Here is a 19,176-nt window from a genome sequence, read left to right on the forward strand (position 1 = left end):
TGTTGATCCCGCCGAGTCCACACGCACGTCAGCCAGGCCCGCGTCCGCGGCCGGACGTTCCGGCGGAACGGGCCTGCGCCTTCTTCCGCCGCGGCAGCTGCACGCCGACGTTCCGGCGTTGTCTGCAGACCAGCGGGACGCCGTCGACGTTCCCCACGGCTCCGGGCCGGTCCTGGTTCCCGGCGCACCGGGAACCGGAAAATCAACAGTCCTGATCGAATCCGCCGTCCGACGGGCACTGCAGGACGGCGTGGACCCGGAGCGGATCCTCATCCTGGCACCCGGACGCCTCGCCGCCGACTCACTCCGCGACCGGTTCACCGCACGGCTGGACCGGAGCCTGAGCACCACGCCGGCCCGGACTTGGGCAGCCTATGCGTTTGACCTGATCCGCCGGGCAAAGGCAGAAGGAATCCTTCCGCTTCCGCGCGCACCGCGGCTCCTGTCCGGCCCGGAACAGGACCTCATCATCCGCGAACTCCTGGAGGGTCACCGGATGCCCGGGCTGGAACTTCCGTGGCCTGCGGACCTGGAAGCGGCACTGGAAACGCGGGGCTTCCGCCACGAGGTACGCCAACTCTTCGACCGGATCATCGAATCCGGCCGGACCGCCGGTGACCTTGAGGAGCTCGGCCGCCAGTGCGGCCGGCCGGACTGGATCGCCGCGGCGGCACTGTACGCAGAGTACCGGGACGTCCTGGACCTGCGCATGCCGGAGGCCTTCGATCCTGCCGGCATCATCACCACTGCACGGCAGATCTTCCAGGACGCCCCTGACTTCCTGGCCGCGGAACGGGATCGTCTCCAGCTGGTGCTCGTGGACGATGTGCAGGAGGCAAACCCTGCCGTTTTCGAACTGCTCGCAGATATCGCCGCCGGCAAGGACTGCTATGTCGCCTTCTCCCCGGATACCGTGGTGCAGGGATTCCGCGGTGCCAGGCCCGACCTGGTCGCGGAACTGCCGCGCCTGCTTTCTGGGGAAGCCGGCGTCATCGAGCGGCCGCTCTGGCACACCCATCGGCACGCCCCCGCCATCGCCGAGGCCTGGCTCGGCGTCGCGGGCCGGATCTCGCAGCGTGCGGGCGGCCAGCTGGCCAGGCGCCTCGAGCAGCCCGAACCCCTGGCCGGAACCGCGCACGGCCCCGCCGCCGTCGTCGAACTCCAACCGCAGTCCGCCGGCAAGGTGGAGGCGCACCTGGTTCCGTCGCCGGTCCACGAGCTGCGGTACGTTGCCCAGCGCATCCTGGACCAGCACGTAAACTGTGGCCGCAACCTGGCCGAGATCGCCGTGATTGTGCGTAACGGCGGACAGCTCAGTGAGCTTCAGCGCTACCTCACGGGCCAGGGGATCCCGGTACGCGTTCCGGTGGCCGAATCCGCGGTCCGCGATGAAGTGGCCGTGCGCCCGCTGTTGGACGCCTACGCCATAGCGCTGGATCCCGAACTGCTGACCCCCGAGGCCGCCGTCGCGCTGTTGACGTCGCGCATCGGGGGCGCCACGTCCATTGAACTGCGTCGGCTCCGCCAGTCGCTGAGGCGGGAGGAGCTGCTGGGCGGTGGCGGACGGACCAGTGACGCCCTGCTGGTTGAAGCACTATTGGAACCAGGAGCCCTGGGGACGCTGGGCCTGGAAGGCCGTTCCGCGCGCCGGACCGCGCGTATGATCCAGGCCGGGCGGAGCGCCGCCGCCGAGCCCGGAGCCAACGCCGAGACCGTGCTCTGGGCCCTGTGGCACTCCACCGGGCTGTCCAACGCGTGGACCGAATCCGCCCTCACCGGCGGTTCCCATGGAGCCCGCGCCGACCGGGACCTGGATGCCATGATGGCGCTATTCCACACCGCCGAGCGCTACGTGGACCAGATGCCGGGCGCCGGGCCGGAGCAGTTCCTGGAGTACCTCCTGAACCAGGAGCTGCCCATGGATACCCTGGCCGCGCGGGCCCAGGTGGACGACGCCGTCGAGCTGATGACCCCGGCCAGTGCTGCCGGTCGGCAGTGGCCCGTGGTCATTGTGGCGGGGCTGCAGGAAGGCGTCTGGCCCAATACCCGGCTCCGCGGTGAGCTTCTGGGCAGCAGCCTGTACGCTGACGCCGTCGAACATGGTGTCAGCTATGCATTGCAGCTGGACCCGCTGAGCCGGCTGCGCGAAATCCGCTACGACGAACTCCGAAGCTTCTCCACAGCCGTTTCCCGGGCCTGCACGATCCTGATCTGCACCGCTGTTTCGTCCGAGGACGACCAGCCGTCGTCCTTCCTCGATTATGTGGCGCCGCTTGAGCCGGGCGCCGAGGGCAGGGTGTTCACGCCGGTGGAACGGCCCATGACCCTTCGTGCCCTGGTGGCAGAACTGCGCCAATACGCGCAGCTGGATGGAAAGTATGAGCACGAAGCCGCCGAGGCCGCCAGGGTCCTGGCCGGCCTTGCCGCAGTGGAACCGGCTGTCCCGGGAGCGCATCCGGACAGCTGGTGGGGCCTGCCTTCCTTGACGACGTCGGAGCCGGTTGTCCCGCCCGGAGGGACCGTTTACGTCTCGCCGTCGAAGGTCGAATCCGTGCAGAAATCACCGCTCGACTGGTTTGTACAAGCCGCCGGGGGAGAAGCCGCCACCGATTTCGCCCGGAGCCTGGGCACCCTGGTCCACGCCATCGCGCAGGACCTGCCGGAGGCCTCCGGGGGCGAGTACGTCGCCGAACTCATCCGCCGGTGGCCAACCCTGGGGATGAAGGACAACTGGGAAGGCAAACTCGACTTCCAGCGTGCCGAAACAATGGTGCGCAAGCTCGCCCAGTACCTCCTGGTGATGCGGACCGAGGGCCGGAGCCTGCTGGGCGTCGAGCAGGACTTTGAGGTCCGGCTGCCCGACGTTCCGCCGGCGTTGGGGTCGACGCCGGCGCCATCGGTCCCGGGCGATGGCCAGGGCGGCGATGCCCGCGCCGCCGTGCTCCGCGGTCAGGTTGACCGGCTGGAGATCGACGCCGAAGGAAGGCTGGTTGTTGTGGACCTCAAGACGGGAAAGCGGCAGCCCGGCAAGACAGAGTTGAACCGCCATCCCCAGCTGGGGGCCTACCAGGCAGCGGTCCTGGCCGGCGGTTTCGCGGACGTATCGGGTGGCACGGCCGGACCGGGCGGGACGGTGCCGGGCGGCGCCGTGCTGGCGCAGCTCGGAACCACCACCAAGAGCCCCGGCGTCCAGCAACAGGAACCCCTTGAGGCCCAGGAGAACTGGGCGCTGGACATGGTCACCGATGCCGCCGCAATAATGTCCGGCAACAGCTTCGAAGCCAGGCATGACCCCGCAAAAAGCAGCCATGGGGGCCACGGCTGCAGGCTCCCTGAGGTCTGTCCGCTCTGTGTCCGCGGAAAGCAGGTCACCGAATGAGCCAACCCCAGGTTCCAGAGCCCCTGTTCAGCCCCGAGCAGCTGTCCAGGTTGCTGGGCGAAAAGAACACCCCTACCCCGGAACAGTCCGCCATCATTTCCTCACCCCTGGCTCCCCGGCTGGTGATCGCGGGAGCGGGCTCCGGCAAGACCGCCACCATGGCCGACCGCGTCGTCTGGCTGGTTGCCAACGGCTGGGTCAGGCCTGAGGAGGTCCTGGGCGTAACCTTCACCAGGAAGGCGGCCGGCGAGCTGGCCACCCGGATCCGGGCCAAGCTGACCGCACTGCAACGGGTCGCTGCCCAGGACACGCGGCATGACGTGTTCCCCGCGGGGCTGCTCAGCAGCGACGCCCTTGAGCCCAAAGTTTCCACCTATCACTCATTCGCCAGCGGGATCGTTTCTGACTACGGGCTGCGGCTTGGCGTGGAACGCGACGTTGTGCTGCTGGGCGGGGCCCAGGCCTGGCAGCTCGCCAGCGAAGTGGTGGAAGCGTTCGACGGCGACTACAGCCACTTCAAGGCAGCCAAGTCCACGCTGGTCAAGGCAGTCATCCAGCTCGCGGGGGAGTGCGCAGAGCACCTGCAGGAACCGGCCGACGTCGAGGCCTGGCTTCTGGCACGCCTTGCCGAGTTCGAAGAACGTCCCTACCTGGCCGGAGCGAAGAAGAACGCCCCCCAGGCAGCCGGTGAACTGGCTGCGATGCTGCGAACCAGGGCCAGCGTGGCTGACATGGTGGGCCGCTACGCCACCGCCAAGAAGTCACGGGGGGCATTGGATTTCGGCGACCTGGTGGCACTTGCGGCCCGTGTCTCCCGCGAGATCCCGCTTGCTGCGGACATGGAACGCCAGCGCTACAAAGTGGTGCTCCTCGACGAGTTCCAGGACACGTCGTATGCCCAGCTGGTCCTGTTTTCGCGGCTTTTCGGCGAGGGCCACGCGGTCATCGCCGTGGGCGACCCCAACCAGTCGATTTACGGCTTCCGGGGTGCTTCGGCAGGTCAGCTCTTCCACTTTGTCCGTGAATTCCCGGTCCGCGTGGACGGGGACGACGGGCCGGGACGCTTTGTACCGGCCCCTACGTCGTACCTCACAACGGCGTGGCGCAACGGCCGGGCCATCCTGTCCGCCGCCAACATCATGTCAGAGGCACTAGGGCGCGCCGAGGCCCAGAAGGCCCCTGCCGGCGGCGCCCCTGCGGTCACCGCTGCGGCAGGCGCCACCCCAGCGGGCACCATGCCGGCGGGCACGGCTACCGCGGCCGCGAATGTGCCGCCCCTGCAGCCCAGCCCCTTCGCCGTGGACGGACGGGTGGTTCTGGGCCGCTTCGGCACAGACCTTGACGAAGCCGCCGCCCTTGCGGAGGACGTCATGAAGTACCGGGTCACGGACTTCGAACGGGAGGCCGACGGCACCCCGGTACCGCCGGCACTGGCCGTCCTGTGCCGGCGCCGCGCCCAGATGGAAACCATCCGGCGGGAGTTCGAGGCGCGGGGGATCGCGTACGAAATCGTGGGGCTCGGCGGGCTGCTCGACACCCCCGAAATCGTTGACCTGGTGGCCACGCTCCGGGTACTTGCTGATCCCGGACGCTCGGACTCCCTGATGCGCCTCCTGGCCGGCGCACGCTGGCGCATCGGGCCCGCTGACCTGATGGCCTTCCGCGACTGGTCCAGCCAGCTCGCACGCCGCCGCGGCCGCCCGGCCAACGCTGCCACGCCGGAAGACGGGCCCGCAGACGCGTCCGACGAGGCCGTCATCGAAAGCGACCTGACTGACGGTGCCAGCCTGGTTGAAGCGCTGGACTGGCTGCCACGCGAAGACTGGACCTCTTCCCACGGCCGATCATTGACCGAGGCGGCCCGCGACCGCCTCGGCAGACTCTCGACGGAACTCAGGCAGCTGCGGGGCTACCTCGGGGACGACCTCACCAACCTGCTCGGCGAAGTGGAACGCGCCATGTTGCTCGACATAGAAGTGGCAGCGCGCCCGGGAACCAGCATCCACCAGGCCCGCCGAAACCTGGATGCCTTCCAGGACGCGGCGGCCGGCTTCCTGCGGACCTCGCACCGGGTGGACATCCTCGCGTTCCTTGCCTGGCTTGAAGCTGCCGCGGCCGAAGAAAACGGCCTCGAAGCTCCGCCGTCGGATATCAACCGCGAGGCTGTGCAGCTGCTGACCGTCCATGCGTCCAAGGGCCTGGAATGGGACGTCGTTTTTGTTCCGGGTCTTAACGCCGGTGCCTTCCCCAGCAGCAAGGACTCCCGCTGGAGCAGCGGCGCGGCGGCCCTGCCATGGCCTCTCCGGGGGGACCGGTCGGATCTTCCCCAATGGGATACCGACCAGCCGGACCAGAAGGGCTGGCTCGACGCAGAGAAGGACTTCAAATCAGCCGTCCAGGTACATGGTGAGGGCGAGGAACGCCGCCTGGCATACGTGGCCTACACCAGGGCAAAGCATGTCCTCTGGGTCTCCAGCGCAGCATGGGTGGGCTCCAGGGCAGGCCGTGCCGAGATGTCCCCGTTCCTCGCTGAACTGGAACAGCTTGCCGGCCCCAGCTCCGCCCCGGCGGAGGGCATGGGAACGTGTGCCATGGTGCACCCGGCGTCAGTGGACGAAGCCTCTTTGCCTGAAAAGAGCCCGTTGACTACCGAAACCGAGGTGGCCGGATGGCCCTATGACCCCCTCGAAGGCCCGGTGGACGCGCGGACCGGAGAGCGCCTGCGGGTTGTTCCCGGCAGGCGGCTGGCCATGGAAAGCGCCGCGGCACGCGTCCGGGCAGCCTTGGAGCCCTTGGTTCCTGAGGACCCGGTGCCCGTCCTTGAGCCTGCATCCGACAATGAGTCCGGGCCAAGGCTCCGGGGCTATGCGGCGGGCTGGGCCAGGGAAGCTGCCTTGCTGCTGGAACGGAGGTCCAGGCGCGCCTCCGGCCAGGACGTTCACCTGCCCGGCCACATCTCTGCGTCCACGCTGGTGGATCTTGGCGAGGACCCGGCAGGGGTAGTGGGCCGGCTGCGAAGGCCTGTTCCGCGTGAGCCCGGCATGTCGGCGCGGAAGGGGACGGCATTCCACGCCTGGGTTGAAGAGTACTTCGGCGCGGCCGGCATGCTGGATCTCGGCGAGGCCCCCGGCTCCGACGATCATATTGACGCCGCCTATGACCTCGACACCATGGTGGCCACCTTCAAAGCCTCGGAGTGGGCCGACAGGTCACCGGCATTTGTCGAGGTCCCGGTGGAAACCCGGGTGGGCGATGTTGTGGTCCGCGGACGCATGGACGCTGTCTTCCAGGACGCGGACGGCCGGTGGGACCTGGTGGACTGGAAAACCGGCCGCAGGCCCTCTGCCGCGCAGCTGCGGGCTAAATCGGTGCAGCTCGCCGCGTACCGGCTGGCGTGGGCCCGGCTCAAGGGCGTGGCAGTCGAGGACGTCAGGGCCGCCTTCTTCTACGTTGCCGACAACCAAGTGGTGCGGCCGCACGATCTGGGCTCTGCTGAGGAACTCGAACAGATCGTGGCCGCGGCCCTCGACGTCAGTGCTTCCTGACTTCGACGATGCTGATGGCCGCGGTGGATGTGTCCTCGGCGGACGGGCGCACGGACGGCTTGTCGGCCGACTCGTCCTCTGCCGAGTCTTCATCCACTGGTGCTTCGTCTGACGGGATGGGCTCCGCCGGGATAGGGCTGATTTCCACTGCGGGCACGACGGGAACCGGCTCCACCGCAGGGACTGGCACGGGGACAATGGTCACCGCCGGAGCAGGGGCCACAGTCACAGCAGGGGATTGGCCCGCAGAGGACTGGGCGGCGTCGTCGGCCAGGGCGGCCGGGGCCGGCAGCGGCTCGACACTGATGGCCTGTCCGCCGTGCTCTTCGACGTCGGCCGCGAGAGTTTCCAGCATGCCTTCGGCTTCGGCAACCATCGCGGCATCGCCGGCAGCAATGCCCTTGACCAGGTATTGCGCCAACGCGAACTCGGCAGACAGGGCAGCCCGCCGGAGCAGGTGCTGGTCCGGGGAGTCGCGGCGGCTGCCCGTGTAACTTGCAAGAACGGCGTCCACGAAGTCCTGTTCGTTCGAGGCAACCAGCCAGGCGAAGTCGTCGGCGGGATCCCCGATCCGCAGGTCCGTCCAGCCCGTAACCGCCGTGACGCGGCCGCTTTCCACAAGAAGGTTGTCCTCATGGAGGTCCCCGTGGACAACGCACGGGTTGAACCGCCACAGCGAAACGTCTTCAAGGGCATGCTCCCAGCGGAGCAGCAGCGACGCCGGGATTTTTCCGGTGGTGGCCGCCTGGTCGAGTTCGTTCAGCCGTCGCTGGCGGAATTCGTTGGGCGTATAGCTGGGCAGGTCCGCGTTGCTGACCAGGGAGTGCGGAAGATCATGGATGGCCGCCAGTGCTGTCCCGATTTCCCGGGCGAGCGCGGCAGGACCTGCGGTGAGTTCCTCCACATTTTGCGTACTCCCGGCCAGATGTGAGTAGACAAAGGTACTGAGGCTGCCCAGCCGGACGCTGCCGGCCACGGTAGGCATCAGGAAGGGCAGCTCGGCCCGGATGGCCGGTACGAATGCGCGGAGGACAAGGAACTCCGTCTCGAGCCTGGCGCTTGCTTCCGCATGCCGCGGGGACCTGACCCGCCACTGTTTGCCTTCGGAGTCCAGCAGCAGCGCGGAGTCGAAATCCGCGGGATCGTCCGCAGCCGAGCTAACGGCGGTTGGGGTCAGCCCGGGGACTGCCGCGGTTGCCACGGCTGCCAGTTCGATCGGTTTTCTTCTCACCGTTCCACGGTAGATTGAGTGGCGTCCAAGACAACGATGTGCGGCGGCGAGTCTCCAGATATGCTGCAAAAGTCGGCTCCCGCACCCCGTCCGGACGTCCACGCCACATGTCCCTGCCGAATGTAAATTGTCAGTCCGAGTCAGTACGGTGGACACATGAGTCATGCGGAGTCCGTTACACCGGCCTACCAGCCGCAGGCAGTCCAGCTGCCAGCCAACCACCTGTTCGATACCGTGCTGCCGGTTCTCCCGGCTGCCGTGGACCGCGGCTCAGTTGACCGTGTCCGGCCCGGCATGGTTGAGGAATTGCTGGACAGCGAGCACACGCGGGCAGTGGTCCTTGCCGGGCGGCAGGCCCTGGTGCAGGGTAACCAGCTTCTGCTACCCGCAGCCGCCCAGTTGCTGGCTGACCTGCGGGACCGTGGCTTTGCCCCAGAGCAGGTCATCTATCTTGGCGCCGCGCTGGACGGCTCGGATCTTGCCGCCGGCACCGAAGTGGTCCTTGTTGTCCTTCCTGCCGAGCCCGGCACTGCCGGAATCCCGGCCAGTGCGCAGTGGGCCGGCTTCCGCGACATCGCTGCCGTCCTGAACCCCACCGATACGGCGCTGTTCGTCGAGGCCAGCGCCATCGCCAACTGGCACGCCGGCCATACGCACTGCCCCCGCTGCGGAGCCCACACTGTCGTGGAAGCCGGCGGCTGGGTCCGACGCTGCCCCCAGGACGGCTCGGAACACTACCCCCGGACGGATCCAGCCATCATCGTCACGGTGGTAGGGCCGGACGGACGGCTGCTGCTCGGCGGCGGCGGGCCCGTTGACGCGAAGAATTACTCCACTCTGGCCGGATTCGTAGAACCAGGCGAATCCCTTGAACAGGCAGTCGTGCGTGAAATCCACGAAGAAGTGGGCGTCAGGGTCACCGGCTGCCAGTACCTGGGCTCGCAGTCGTGGCCGTTCCCGGCCTCCCTTATGCTTGGATTTACCGCCATCACCGCAGACGCCGTGGCAAAGCCCGACGGCGGGGAGGTGACCCGTGCGCGCTGGTTCAGCCGGGAGGAACTCCAGGACGCCGTGCTCACCGGTGAAATCACCATCTCCAGCCGACTGTCCATTGCACGCTCGCTGATTGAGCACTGGTATGGCGGCCGGATCAAGGACCGCACAGATACCTGATACCCGGAACAGGCATCACCATTGGCCAGACGCCAGCATGTGGCAGTCGCGACAACAGAGCAGCAGAAGTGACCACAGAGAATTTTGACAGTACAGAGTCCCTTGAGGAACGAATCCTCGGGGGACTCGACGCCGAACAGCGCGAGGTCGCCAGCACGCTCAACGGCCCGCTGTGCGTCCTTGCCGGTGCCGGCACCGGCAAGACCCGGGCCATTACGCACCGGATTGCCTACGGCGTGCACTCGGGCGTATACAGTCCCCAGCGGCTCCTCGCTGTGACGTTCACGGCCCGGGCCGCAGCGGAAATGCGCAGCAGGCTGCGGGACCTCGGCGTGGGCAACGTGCAGGCGCGCACCTTCCACGCCGCCGCCCTTCGGCAGCTGCAGTTTTTCTGGCCGCAGGCGGTAGGCGGCACCCTGCCCAACCTGCTGGACCACAAGGCCCAGATGATCGCCGAAGCGTCCCGCCGCCTGCGGCTCAGCACTGACCGCGCGTCCATCAGGGACCTCGCCTCCGAAATCGAGTGGGCCAAAGTTTCCATGCTCACCCCGGCGAACTACCTGGAGAACGCGCAGGACAGGGGGACCCCCGGCGGGTTCGATCTCACCGCCGTCGCCCGGGTCTTCCAGTCCTACGAGGACGTCAAGACCGACCGCAACGTCATTGATTTTGAGGACGTCCTCCTGATCACGGTCGGGATCCTACAGGAGGACCAGAAAGTCGCGGCCACAGTCCGCGAGCAGTACCGGCATTTTGTGGTGGATGAGTACCAGGACGTTTCTCCGCTGCAGCAGCGGCTCCTGGAACTGTGGCTGGGCGGGCGGGACGAGCTGTGCGTAGTGGGTGATGCGAGCCAGACGATCTACTCGTTTACCGGCGCTTCACCCAAACACCTCCTGGGATTCAAGGCACAGTACCCCGAGGCCAATGTGGTGAAACTGATCCGGGATTACCGTTCCACGCCCCAGGTGGTCAAGCTGGCCAACGATCTCCTTGCCGCCCGGCGCGGCGGCGGACCGGTGGCCGACGCTGCCTGGGCGGCTCCGCTGCAGCTGGTGGCCCAGCGGCCGGCGGGTCCCGTCCCACAGTTCACCGAATGCACCGACGATGAAGCCGAAGCCGCCACCGTGGCCATCAAGGTCCAGGAACTGCTCGACGCCGGCACTCCGGCGAGCCAGGTCGCTGTCCTTTTCCGCACAAACGGTCAGTCCCAGGCTTACGAGCAGGCGCTCGCGGCTGCCGGGATCAGCTACCAGCTTCGCGGCGGTGAGCGGTTCTTCGCGCGCAAGGAAGTGCGCGATGCCATCCTTCAGCTGCGCGCGGCAACCAGGGCCGTCGCTGAAACGGCGACGCCGGAACCGCTCGGCCAGCTGGTCCGCGATATCGTGGCCTCGCTCGGCTACACGGACGCCCCGCCCCATAACGGCGGCGCGTTGCGCGAACGCTGGGAGTCCCTGGCAGCGCTGGTGGCGCTCGCGGACGAGCTGGTCTACGTCCGCGGTGAGCAGTTCAGTCTCGGTGACTTTGTTAATGAACTCCAGGAACGGTCGCTGGCGCAGCATGCGCCGACTGTCCAGGGCGTGACGCTTGCATCGCTGCACGCCGCGAAGGGCCTCGAATGGGACGCCGTGTTCCTGGTGGGCCTCTGCGAAGGCCTGATGCCCATATCCTTCGCGGACACACCGGAAGCCGTGGATGAGGAGCGCCGCCTGCTTTACGTGGGCATCACGCGTGCACGCGAGCACCTGGCGCTTTCCTGGTCCACGGCGCGGACACCGGGCGGCCGGGCCAACCGCAAACCCTCACGCTTCCTCGACGGACTCAGGCCCAACTCGGTGGCCAGTTCCAGTGCCCGCGGAAAAGGGCCGGCGCCGCGCCGGAAATCGGCTGCCCCCGCCACCTGCAGGGTCTGCGGGAGCATGCTGTCCAGCGGTGCCGAACGCAAGGTGGGCCGCTGCAACGACTGTCCTCCCAGTTACGAAGAACAGACGTTCGATGCCCTTCGGCAATGGCGGAAGGAAATCGCATTGGCTGCCGAGGTGCCGGCGTTTGTGGTCTTCACGGATGCCACGCTGACGGCCATCGCTGAGGCCAAACCGTCCACGCTGGAGGAGCTTGCGGCACTGGCAGGCGTGGGTCCGTCCAAACTGGAAAAATACGGCGAAGACGTTCTGCGGGTGCTCGTCGAAAGCACCACCCTGTGACCCGCCAGCCGGCAGGACAAGACACCCTCCCCCTCACCACGGCGGACGGAGCACCGGTTGAGGTGCGGCGGTCGGCCCGCCGGACCAGGACCGTGGCTGCCTTCTGGGAGAACGGGACGGCAGTGGTGGCCATTCCGGCCCGGTTCACCGCCGCGCAGGAGTCTGAATGGGTGCACCGCATGCTGGCGAAGCTGCACCGCCAGGGGGAGCGGCGCGCCCGCAAAGGAAGTAAACAGCCGGCCACGGATACGGCACTGGCCGCCCACGCCGCAGACCTTTCGGCCCGATACTTCGGCGGACGCGCAGTCCCGACGTCCGTCCGCTGGGTCAGCAACCAGAACTCGCGCTGGGGCTCCGCAACGCCGTCGGAAGGATCCATCCGGCTCTCCGACAAGCTCCGGCCCATGCCGCAGTGGGTCATCGACTATGTCCTCCTGCATGAGCTCGCCCACCTGCTGGTGGCCGGGCACAACGCCGCCTTCTGGAAGCTGTTGGAGTCCTACCCCGACACGATGCGGGCCAAGGCCTTCCTGGAAGGCGTCTCGTTCGCCACCTCCCGGGGCCTGACCGCGGGCAGTGATGATTCAGAGCCAGGCGACGCCGGCCAGGGGGTCGTCTAACCTTTGCCACCGCGCGAGTAGTGGAGCAGAACCACGCCGTTGCCGAACGTCCGCGTCTCCTCGAGCCTGAGGTCCATCCGGACATCAGGAGCCTCGAACAGCGGCCGGCCCCGCCCCAGAACCACGGGATGGACGAGAATTCGGAATTCGTCGACCAGGCCGTGCCGCATGAAAGTGGAGGCCAAATCGGCGCCGCTCAGGGCGATGTCGCCCCCGGGCTGCGCCTTCAGTTCCGCGATTTGTTCAGGCACGACGTCGTGAATCACCGTGGTGTTCCAGCCTGCCTGGGTGAGGGTCCGCGAAAAGACGAACTTGGGCATCTCGCGCCAGATCCCGGCGAACTCGACCATGGGCGCCGAGATGTCCGGATCCTTGTCGGCAGTTGGCCAATAGCTGGCCATCAGCTCATGGGTGATGCGCCCGGACATAAAGGCCCCCATCGTCCGGAACTGCTCGTTCAAGTGGCGAAGGAGTTCGTCATCCACCAGGTGCCAGCTGATGTCCCGGTCGGCCTTCTCGAAGAATCCGTCCAAAGACACCGACATCATCAGGATGATCTTGCGCATCCGAACACCTCCAGCGGCGGTGGAAAGGCGGCGTGGCCGCCGTCGTACCTTCCAGTGAAGCACTACGGGAGCCGGCCGGACCGGACATGATCCGGCCGGCCAGCTAACCTGCGGTCTGGCTAACCCTTGGGCTGCTCACCATCGGCTGCGGGCTGGTCCCCGTCGTCGCCGGCGTCGGAATCATCCTGCGGCGCGTCGTCGAAGCCGCCGCTCAGCAGCTTCTGCAGGGCATCGTCCACTTCGCTGTCGCTGGCCTCGGCCAGCTTGCGGCGGCCGCTGAAGCCCTGCGGGTCATCGAGGTCCTCGGCGGTGGGGAGGAGGTCCGGATGCTGCCAGATGGCATCGCGTCCGGCAATGCCCCGTTCGTCCTTAAGCGCGGCCCACAGCGTGGCAGCCTCACGCAGGCGGCGGGGACGCAGTTCCAGTCCCACCAGGGACGAGAAAGCGTGCTCCGCCGGACCGCCGGTGGCACGGCGCCGCCGGACTGTTTCCCGGAGCGCGCCGGCGGAGGGCAGCAGCTTCTCCGTGGCCGAAGCGGTGAGCTCGTCCACCCAGCCTTCAACGAGGGCCAGGGCGGTCTCCAGTTTTTCAAGCGCCTGCTCCTGTGCAGGGGTCCGCTGCGGCATAAAGACACCCTGGGACAGCGCTTCCTGGATGCCTTCAGGGTTGCTGGGGTCCAGGTCGCGGGCCAGCTCTTCAATCCTGGACGTGTCGATGTGGATGCCGCGGGCGTAGGCCTCGATGGCACCGAGCAAGTGGCCACGCAGCCAGGGCACCTGGACAAACAGCCGCGCGTGGGCTGCCTCGCGGACGGCCAGGAACAGCCGGATGTCGTTCTCCGGCAGGCTCAGGCCCTCGCCGAACTTCGACACATTGGCCGGCAGCAGCGCCATTTCCAGGTCGGCCAGGGGAACGCCGATGTCGGTGGAGCTGACAACCTCTGCGGACAGTGCGCCGATGGCCTGCCCAAGCTGCATCCCGAAGATCGCACCGCCCATGTTCTGCAGCATGGACGAGGCCCCGCCCATCATGGACTTCATCTCTTCGGGCATCTGTTCGGTCATGGCGCTGGAGAGCGCGTTGGCGATGCTGTTGGCGACGGGCTCGGTCAAACGTTTCCACGTTCCGAGGGTGGCTTCCACCCACTCAGCGCGGGACCACGCACGGCCGATCAGGCCGGTGGCAGAAAGGTCGGTCACGGGATCGAGCCACAGTTCGGCCAGCCGCAGGGCCTCGTCGACTTCGCGGGTCTGCAGGGACGTGACGGAGGGGTCGGCGCTGCTGGCGGCAACCCGGCGGGCGTTCTCGTGCGCGAGCTGCCAGTTGACGGGCCCTTCGGACGGGGCGCTCATCATGGCCTGGACCTGGGAGAACATCTGGGCCAGGAGATTGGGGTCGTTCGGCAGGCCTGCTGCCTTTGCGAGTTCGGCAGGATCAAAGTTTTCCATGCCCTTGCCGCCCATCAGGTTCTGCAGCATCTCTGTCAACGGATCCTTCGGCGTATCGTCGCCGTTGGACGGATTGAGTGGGTTGGAGGTCATGATCCCGCCGATCGTCGGTGTGACTGTTCAACTTCACGGTACCCCGGGCCGGGCCGGCTGTCTGCCGGACAGGCGCCACGTTCGCTGTAGGCAAAGAGCTGGCCGGGGGCGGCACCGCGTAGTGTTGATTCAGTGACTACAACCCGCGGCGATCATCCGCATGAGGACCACGCTCCAGAGTTCGACGCCGGCGCCACCGCGGGTGCCGCAACACCCGAATCGGGTATGGCCGGCATCCCGCCGACCGGGCAGTATGCCCCCCGCAGCTCCCCGCCGGGGGACCGGCGGGTGTCCGTGATGATGCTTTCCGGCGTCCTGGCGCTGGGTCTGGGGATCGCGGCCGTCACTGTTCCGGTGCCATATGTTGTGGAATCACCGGGACCCACCTTCAACACCCTCGGCCAGAGCCAGGGCAGCGCTGTCATCAGCGTCACGGGCCACGAGACCTATCCCGCCAAAGGAAACCTGGACCTGACCACCGTTTATGTGGACGGCGGCCCAAACGGCCCCGTGAGCATCCTGGGCGCCTTCACCGCATGGCTTGGCGGTTCCAAGTCCGTTCACCCGGTGGAACTGCTGTACCCCACCGGCACCACGAAGGAGCAGGCCGACGAACAGAGCTCCGTGGCCATGACCTCGTCTCAGGAGAACGCTGTGGCCTCGGCGCTCAAGGAGCTTGGCATTCCCTTCGGCCAGCAACTCCAGGCCGCGGGACTCCCCGACGGTTCGCCGTCGGCCGGCAAGGTTGAAAACGGCGACATCTTCGAATCGATCAACGGCAGGCCCATCACCTCGCTCGCCGTCGTGCAGGAAGAACTTGCCGCCGGCCAGGGAGCGCCGGCAAGCCTGGTGGTGCAGCGCGCAGGGGAATCCGTCACGCAGACCATCACGCCCATTGACAACGGCGCGGGCCGCTACATTCTCGGAGTCATGCTCAAGTACCTGTTCACGTTTCCTTTTGAAGTGAAGATTTCCCTGGACAAGGTTGGCGGACCGAGCGCCGGGCTGATGTTTTCCCTGGGCATCATCGACACGGTCACGCCGGGGGACCTGACCGGCGGCAAACATGTCGCCGGAACGGGGACCATCACCCCCGACGGCGCCGTTGGCCCCATCGGGGGCATCCGCCAGAAGATGCTGGGCGCACGGGCCGGGGGAGCCACTGTATTCCTCGCACCGGCAGAAAACTGCGACGAGGTTGTCGGCCATATTCCGGTCGGACTGCAGGTGCTCAAAGTGGAGAACATCACAGAGGCGCGCCACGCCGTCGAAGTCGCCGGATCCGGGCAGGACATGGGCGCTTTGCCGGTCTGCACCAGCAACTAGACTGAGGCAGGAACTAAGCTTTACCGCCACTCGTGGCAGATATGACGGACGTTGCCACACGCTTGACCGGTGCCGGACGTCAACCGCACGCACGCTTCTCATGTAAACCTGACGACCAGCTATGAGGTACCGAGTTTGTCCCGTCCTACCAGCCCCATCCCGCCCGGAAGACCCCCCTCGCGACGCGGGGCCCTAACGCCCACGCTGATCGTTGTTGCCATCGCAGTGGTGGGCTTCATCTTCTTCGCCAACGTGTGGACTGACGTCCTCTGGTACCGGCAGCTCGGCTACTTCGAAGTGTTTGTCACGGAAAACCTCGCCCGGATCGGGATCTTCCTCGCCGGCTTCGCGCTTATGTTCGTGGCCGTCTTTTTTGCCATCCGGGTTGCCTACCATGCACGTCCCGTGTACGCGCCGGACTCCGAGATGCGCGACAACCTGAACCGCTACCAGGCCCAGCTTGAGCCGGTCCGCCGCGTCGTTATGGTGGGCCTGCCCATCCTGTTCGGACTCTTCGCCGGCAGCGCTGCGGCCAGCCAATGGCAGAAAGTGCTGCTGTTCTTCAACCAGGAACCGTTCGGCCAGAGCGATCCTGAGTTCGGCCTGGACATCAGCTTCTACCTCATGACTCTTCCGTTCCTGGGATTCGTCACAGGGTTCCTCATCAGCGTGGTTGTGGTGGCCGGCATCGCCGGAATCCTCACCCACTACCTCTACGGCAGTATCCGGCTGATGGAACGCGGCGTGTTCACCAGCCGCGCCGCACAGATCCACCTCGCCGTGACCGGCGCAGCCTTCCTGATCCTGCTCGGCGCAAACTTCTGGCTGGACCGCTACGCTGCCCTTCAGGGCAACGGCGGGCGCTGGGCCGGCGCGCTGTACACGGACGTAAACGCCGTGATCCCCACCAAGGCGATCCTCGCCGTGGCGGCAGGCCTGGTGGCCATCCTCTTCATCGTTGCGGCGGTCATCGGCCGCTGGCGGCTGCCGGTCATCGGCACGGCAATGCTGATCATTACCTCGATCCTCGCCGGCGGCGTATACCCGTGGGTCATCCAGCAGTTCCAGGTCCGTCCTTCCGAGCAGACGTATGAGAAGGACTTCATCGGCCGCAACATCGAAATGACCCGGGCCGCCTATGGCCTGGACAAGATTCAGGTGAACCGGTACGACGCCACCAATACCGCCACCACCGGTGCCCTGGCCCCGGACGCCCAGACCACAGCCAACATCCGGCTCCTGGACCCCAACCTGATCTCCGACGCGTTTTCCCAGCTGGAGCAGTACCGCCCGTACTACCAATTCCCGGACGCATTGAATGTCGACCGCTACGAGGTGGACGGCAAGATCCAGGACACCGTCATCGCCGTGCGCGAGCTGAACCCGGCGAACATCGCCACAAACCAGCAGGGTTGGCTCAACCAGCACGTCGTCTACACGCACGGCTACGGCGTGGTGGCGGCCAAGGGAAACAAGTTCACCGTTGACGGCAAGCCGGAGTTCCTGCAGTCGGGAATTCCATCAACCGGAGTCCTTGGCAATGACTCCACCTACGAGCCACGGATCTACTTCGGCGAAAATTCCCCAGAGTACTCCATTGTCGGCGCGCCGGCGGGCGCACCACAGCGCGAACAGGACAGGCCCTCCGGCAAGGAAGGGGACGCGGAAACCCAGTACACCTTCACCGGCAACGGCGGTCCCAATGTGGGCAGCTTCTTCAACAAGGTCCTGTACTCGATCAAGTTCCAGTCCTCGGATCTCCTACTCTCCGACGGGGTCAACGCTGAATCCCAGATCCTGTACGACCGCAGCCCGCGTGACCGGGTCGAGAAAGTCGCGCCGTACCTGACGGTGGACGGCAACGCCTACCCGGCCGTTGTTGACGGCCGCGTCAAGTGGATCGTGGACGGCTACACCACCAGCCAGTACTACCCGTACTCACAGCAGGAGCAGCTCTCCGCTGCCACCACGGACTCCCAAACCACCTCAGGCCGGACCGTTGCTCTTCCCAACAGTTCGGTGAACTACATCAGGAACTCAGTGAAAGCCACGGTTGATGCCTACGATGGCTCGGTCACCCTCTATGCGTGGGACGACCAGGACCCGGTACTGAAGGCGTGGCAGAAAGTCTTCCCCACATCGCTTAAGCCGTACTCAGAGATGTCCGGGGATGTGATGAGCCATGTCCGCTACCCGGAGGACCTGTTCAAGGTGCAGCGCGAGCTCCTGGGCCGGTATCACGTCACCGATTCCGTGAGCTTCTACAAGAGCGACGAAGTGTGGAGCGTGCCGAACGACCCCACCGTATCCACAGATGTAAAGCAGCCTCCGTTCTACATGTCACTGCAGATGCCGGACCAGAAACAACCGGCGTTCCAGCTCACGTCCTCCTTCATTCCGCAGATCGTGAACAACACTGCCCGGAACGTCCTTTACGGCTTCCTGGCGGCGGACTCTGACGCGGGCAACCAGAAGGGCGTCAAAGCTGACAGCTATGGCCAGTTGCGCCTCCTTCAGATTCCACCCGCAACACAGGTCCCGGGGCCTGGGCAGGCGCAAAACAAGTTCAACTCCGACCCCACCGTGTCCCAGGCCCTGAACCTGTTGAGGCAGGGCGCTTCCGAGGTGCTCAACGGCAACCTGCTGACATTACCTGTGGGCGGCGGCATCCTGTATGTCCAACCGGTTTACCTCAAGTCGACCGGCGAGACGTCCTACCCCACCCTGCAGCGAGTGCTGGTGGCCTTCGGTGACAAGGTCGGCTTTGCGCCGACCCTCGACGGGGCGCTGAAGCAACTCTTCGGCGGTGACTCCGGAGCCGCCGCGGGCGACTCCGACAACACCGGCCAGACCCCGCCCCCTACGGGAACTACGCCGCCGGTGAGCGCAGGTGCCCAGGCTGACCTGAAGGCCGCGCTGGATGAGGCGAACGCGGCCATCAAGGCCGGCCAGGCAGCCCTGGCGGCCGGCGACTTTGCAGCCTATGGAGAAGCGCAGAAGAAACTGGCTGCGGCCCTGCAGAAGGCAATTGACTCCGAGGGCAAGATTCCGGCGCCGGCCCCTGAAGCCACGCCGTCGCCCGAGGCTACGCCGTCGCCGGCAGCTACGCCGACGGTGACGCCCTCGCCTGCGGCCAGCAACTAAGGGGTTTGACCCAGCGAGACGCACATCACGCCACCAGGATTTGGCCTCCCGTTCACCGGACGGTAGAGTTGATCTTGCGACGCGGGGTGGAGCAGTTCGGTAGCTCGCTGGGCTCATAACCCAGAGGTCACAGGTTCAAATCCTGTCCCCGCAACTGGCGAAAAGTCCGGATTCTGGAAACAGAATCCGGACTTTTTGGTTTAAGCGGACCCCACCCAAGCAGGCAACCCGGGGGTCGTGGCCACCGCAAATCCCGACTGGTAATTGTCTACTCAAAAGTACGGTAATGTTGATTTAGCGACGCGGGGTGGAGCAGTTCGGTAGCTCGCTGGGCTCATAACCCAGAGGTCACAGGTTCAAATCCTGTCCCCGCAACCATGTAGAAGACCCCGACCGGCATTACGCCGGCCGGGGTCTTCTTTTGCCTCATTACACCTGCTTCCTAGT

10 protein-coding genes and 2 tRNA genes are annotated in these 19,176 nt (G+C 66.3%); 9 read left to right on the top strand and 3 right to left on the bottom strand.

Annotated elements, in window-relative coordinates; all coding sequences use genetic code 11:
* Nucleotides 1-73: 73 nt before the first annotated feature.
* A complete protein-coding gene (locus AC50YA_RS00510; RefSeq protein ID WP_494980824.1) occupies nt 74-3,379 on the top strand; it encodes an ATP-dependent helicase in 3,306 nt (1,101 codons plus the stop codon).
* Complete coding sequence (locus AC50YA_RS00515; RefSeq protein ID WP_494980453.1) at nt 3,376-6,924, top strand: ATP-dependent helicase; 3,549 nt, start codon at nt 3,376-3,378, stop codon at nt 6,922-6,924. The genes AC50YA_RS00510 and AC50YA_RS00515 overlap by 4 nt, the downstream gene beginning before the upstream one ends.
* On the opposite strand, the gene AC50YA_RS00520 is transcribed toward AC50YA_RS00515, so the two are convergent.
* The gene (locus AC50YA_RS00520) at nt 6,911-8,155 is read right to left on the bottom strand and encodes a macrolide 2'-phosphotransferase (RefSeq protein WP_494980454.1); all 1,245 of its coding nucleotides are present in this window, start codon (nt 8,153-8,155) and stop codon (nt 6,911-6,913) included. The two genes, AC50YA_RS00515 and AC50YA_RS00520, sit on opposite strands and share 14 nt — an antisense overlap.
* Before the next feature lie 156 nt (nt 8,156-8,311).
* Between AC50YA_RS00520 and nudC the strand changes: the two genes are divergently transcribed.
* The 3 genes from nudC (at nt 8,312) to AC50YA_RS00535 (ending at nt 12,152) form a co-directional block, all read left to right on the top strand.
* On the top strand, nt 8,312-9,328 hold the full coding sequence (nudC, locus tag AC50YA_RS00525; protein ID WP_494980455.1) for an NAD(+) diphosphatase: 1,017 nt from the start codon (nt 8,312-8,314) through the stop codon (nt 9,326-9,328).
* A gap of 68 nt (nt 9,329-9,396) precedes the next feature.
* Nucleotides 9,397-11,532 (top strand): ATP-dependent DNA helicase UvrD2, encoded by a 2,136-nt coding sequence (locus AC50YA_RS00530; RefSeq protein WP_494980456.1) that lies wholly within the window; start codon nt 9,397-9,399, stop codon nt 11,530-11,532.
* Nucleotides 11,529-12,152: a M48 family metallopeptidase gene (locus AC50YA_RS00535; protein WP_494980457.1), complete on the top strand. Its 624-nt coding sequence runs from the start codon at nt 11,529-11,531 to the stop codon at nt 12,150-12,152. Before AC50YA_RS00530 ends, AC50YA_RS00535 begins: the two co-directional genes overlap by 4 nt.
* On the opposite strand, the gene AC50YA_RS00540 is transcribed toward AC50YA_RS00535, so the two are convergent.
* Both AC50YA_RS00540 and AC50YA_RS00545 read right to left on the bottom strand, forming a co-directional pair.
* Nucleotides 12,149-12,718: a dihydrofolate reductase family protein gene (locus tag AC50YA_RS00540; RefSeq protein WP_494980458.1), complete on the bottom strand. Its 570-nt coding sequence runs from the start codon at nt 12,716-12,718 to the stop codon at nt 12,149-12,151. The two genes, AC50YA_RS00535 and AC50YA_RS00540, sit on opposite strands and share 4 nt — an antisense overlap.
* A 119-nt stretch (nt 12,719-12,837) precedes the next feature.
* Nucleotides 12,838-14,259, bottom strand: a complete 1,422-nt coding sequence (locus AC50YA_RS00545) for a zinc-dependent metalloprotease (RefSeq protein WP_494980459.1) — start codon at nt 14,257-14,259, stop codon at nt 12,838-12,840.
* Between the two features lie 132 nt (nt 14,260-14,391).
* Here AC50YA_RS00545 and AC50YA_RS00550 point away from each other — a divergent pair, with 132 nt between their 5' ends.
* The 4 genes from AC50YA_RS00550 (at nt 14,392) to AC50YA_RS00565 (ending at nt 19,107) form a co-directional block, all read left to right on the top strand.
* Nucleotides 14,392-15,585: a YlbL family protein gene (locus AC50YA_RS00550; RefSeq protein ID WP_494980460.1), complete on the top strand. Its 1,194-nt coding sequence runs from the start codon at nt 14,392-14,394 to the stop codon at nt 15,583-15,585.
* 135 nt (nt 15,586-15,720) lie between these two features.
* Nucleotides 15,721-18,729 (top strand): UPF0182 family membrane protein, encoded by a 3,009-nt coding sequence (locus tag AC50YA_RS00555; protein WP_494980461.1) that lies wholly within the window; start codon nt 15,721-15,723, stop codon nt 18,727-18,729.
* Nucleotides 18,730-18,809: 80 nt separating this feature from the next.
* Nucleotides 18,810-18,883, top strand: a tRNA-Met gene (locus AC50YA_RS00560).
* A 147-nt stretch (nt 18,884-19,030) separates the two neighbouring features.
* Nucleotides 19,031-19,107: transfer RNA gene (locus AC50YA_RS00565), tRNA-Met, on the top strand.
* Nucleotides 19,108-19,176: the final 69 nt, after the last annotated feature.

It is taken from the genome of Pseudarthrobacter sp. RHLT3-21, assembly GCF_059383495.1.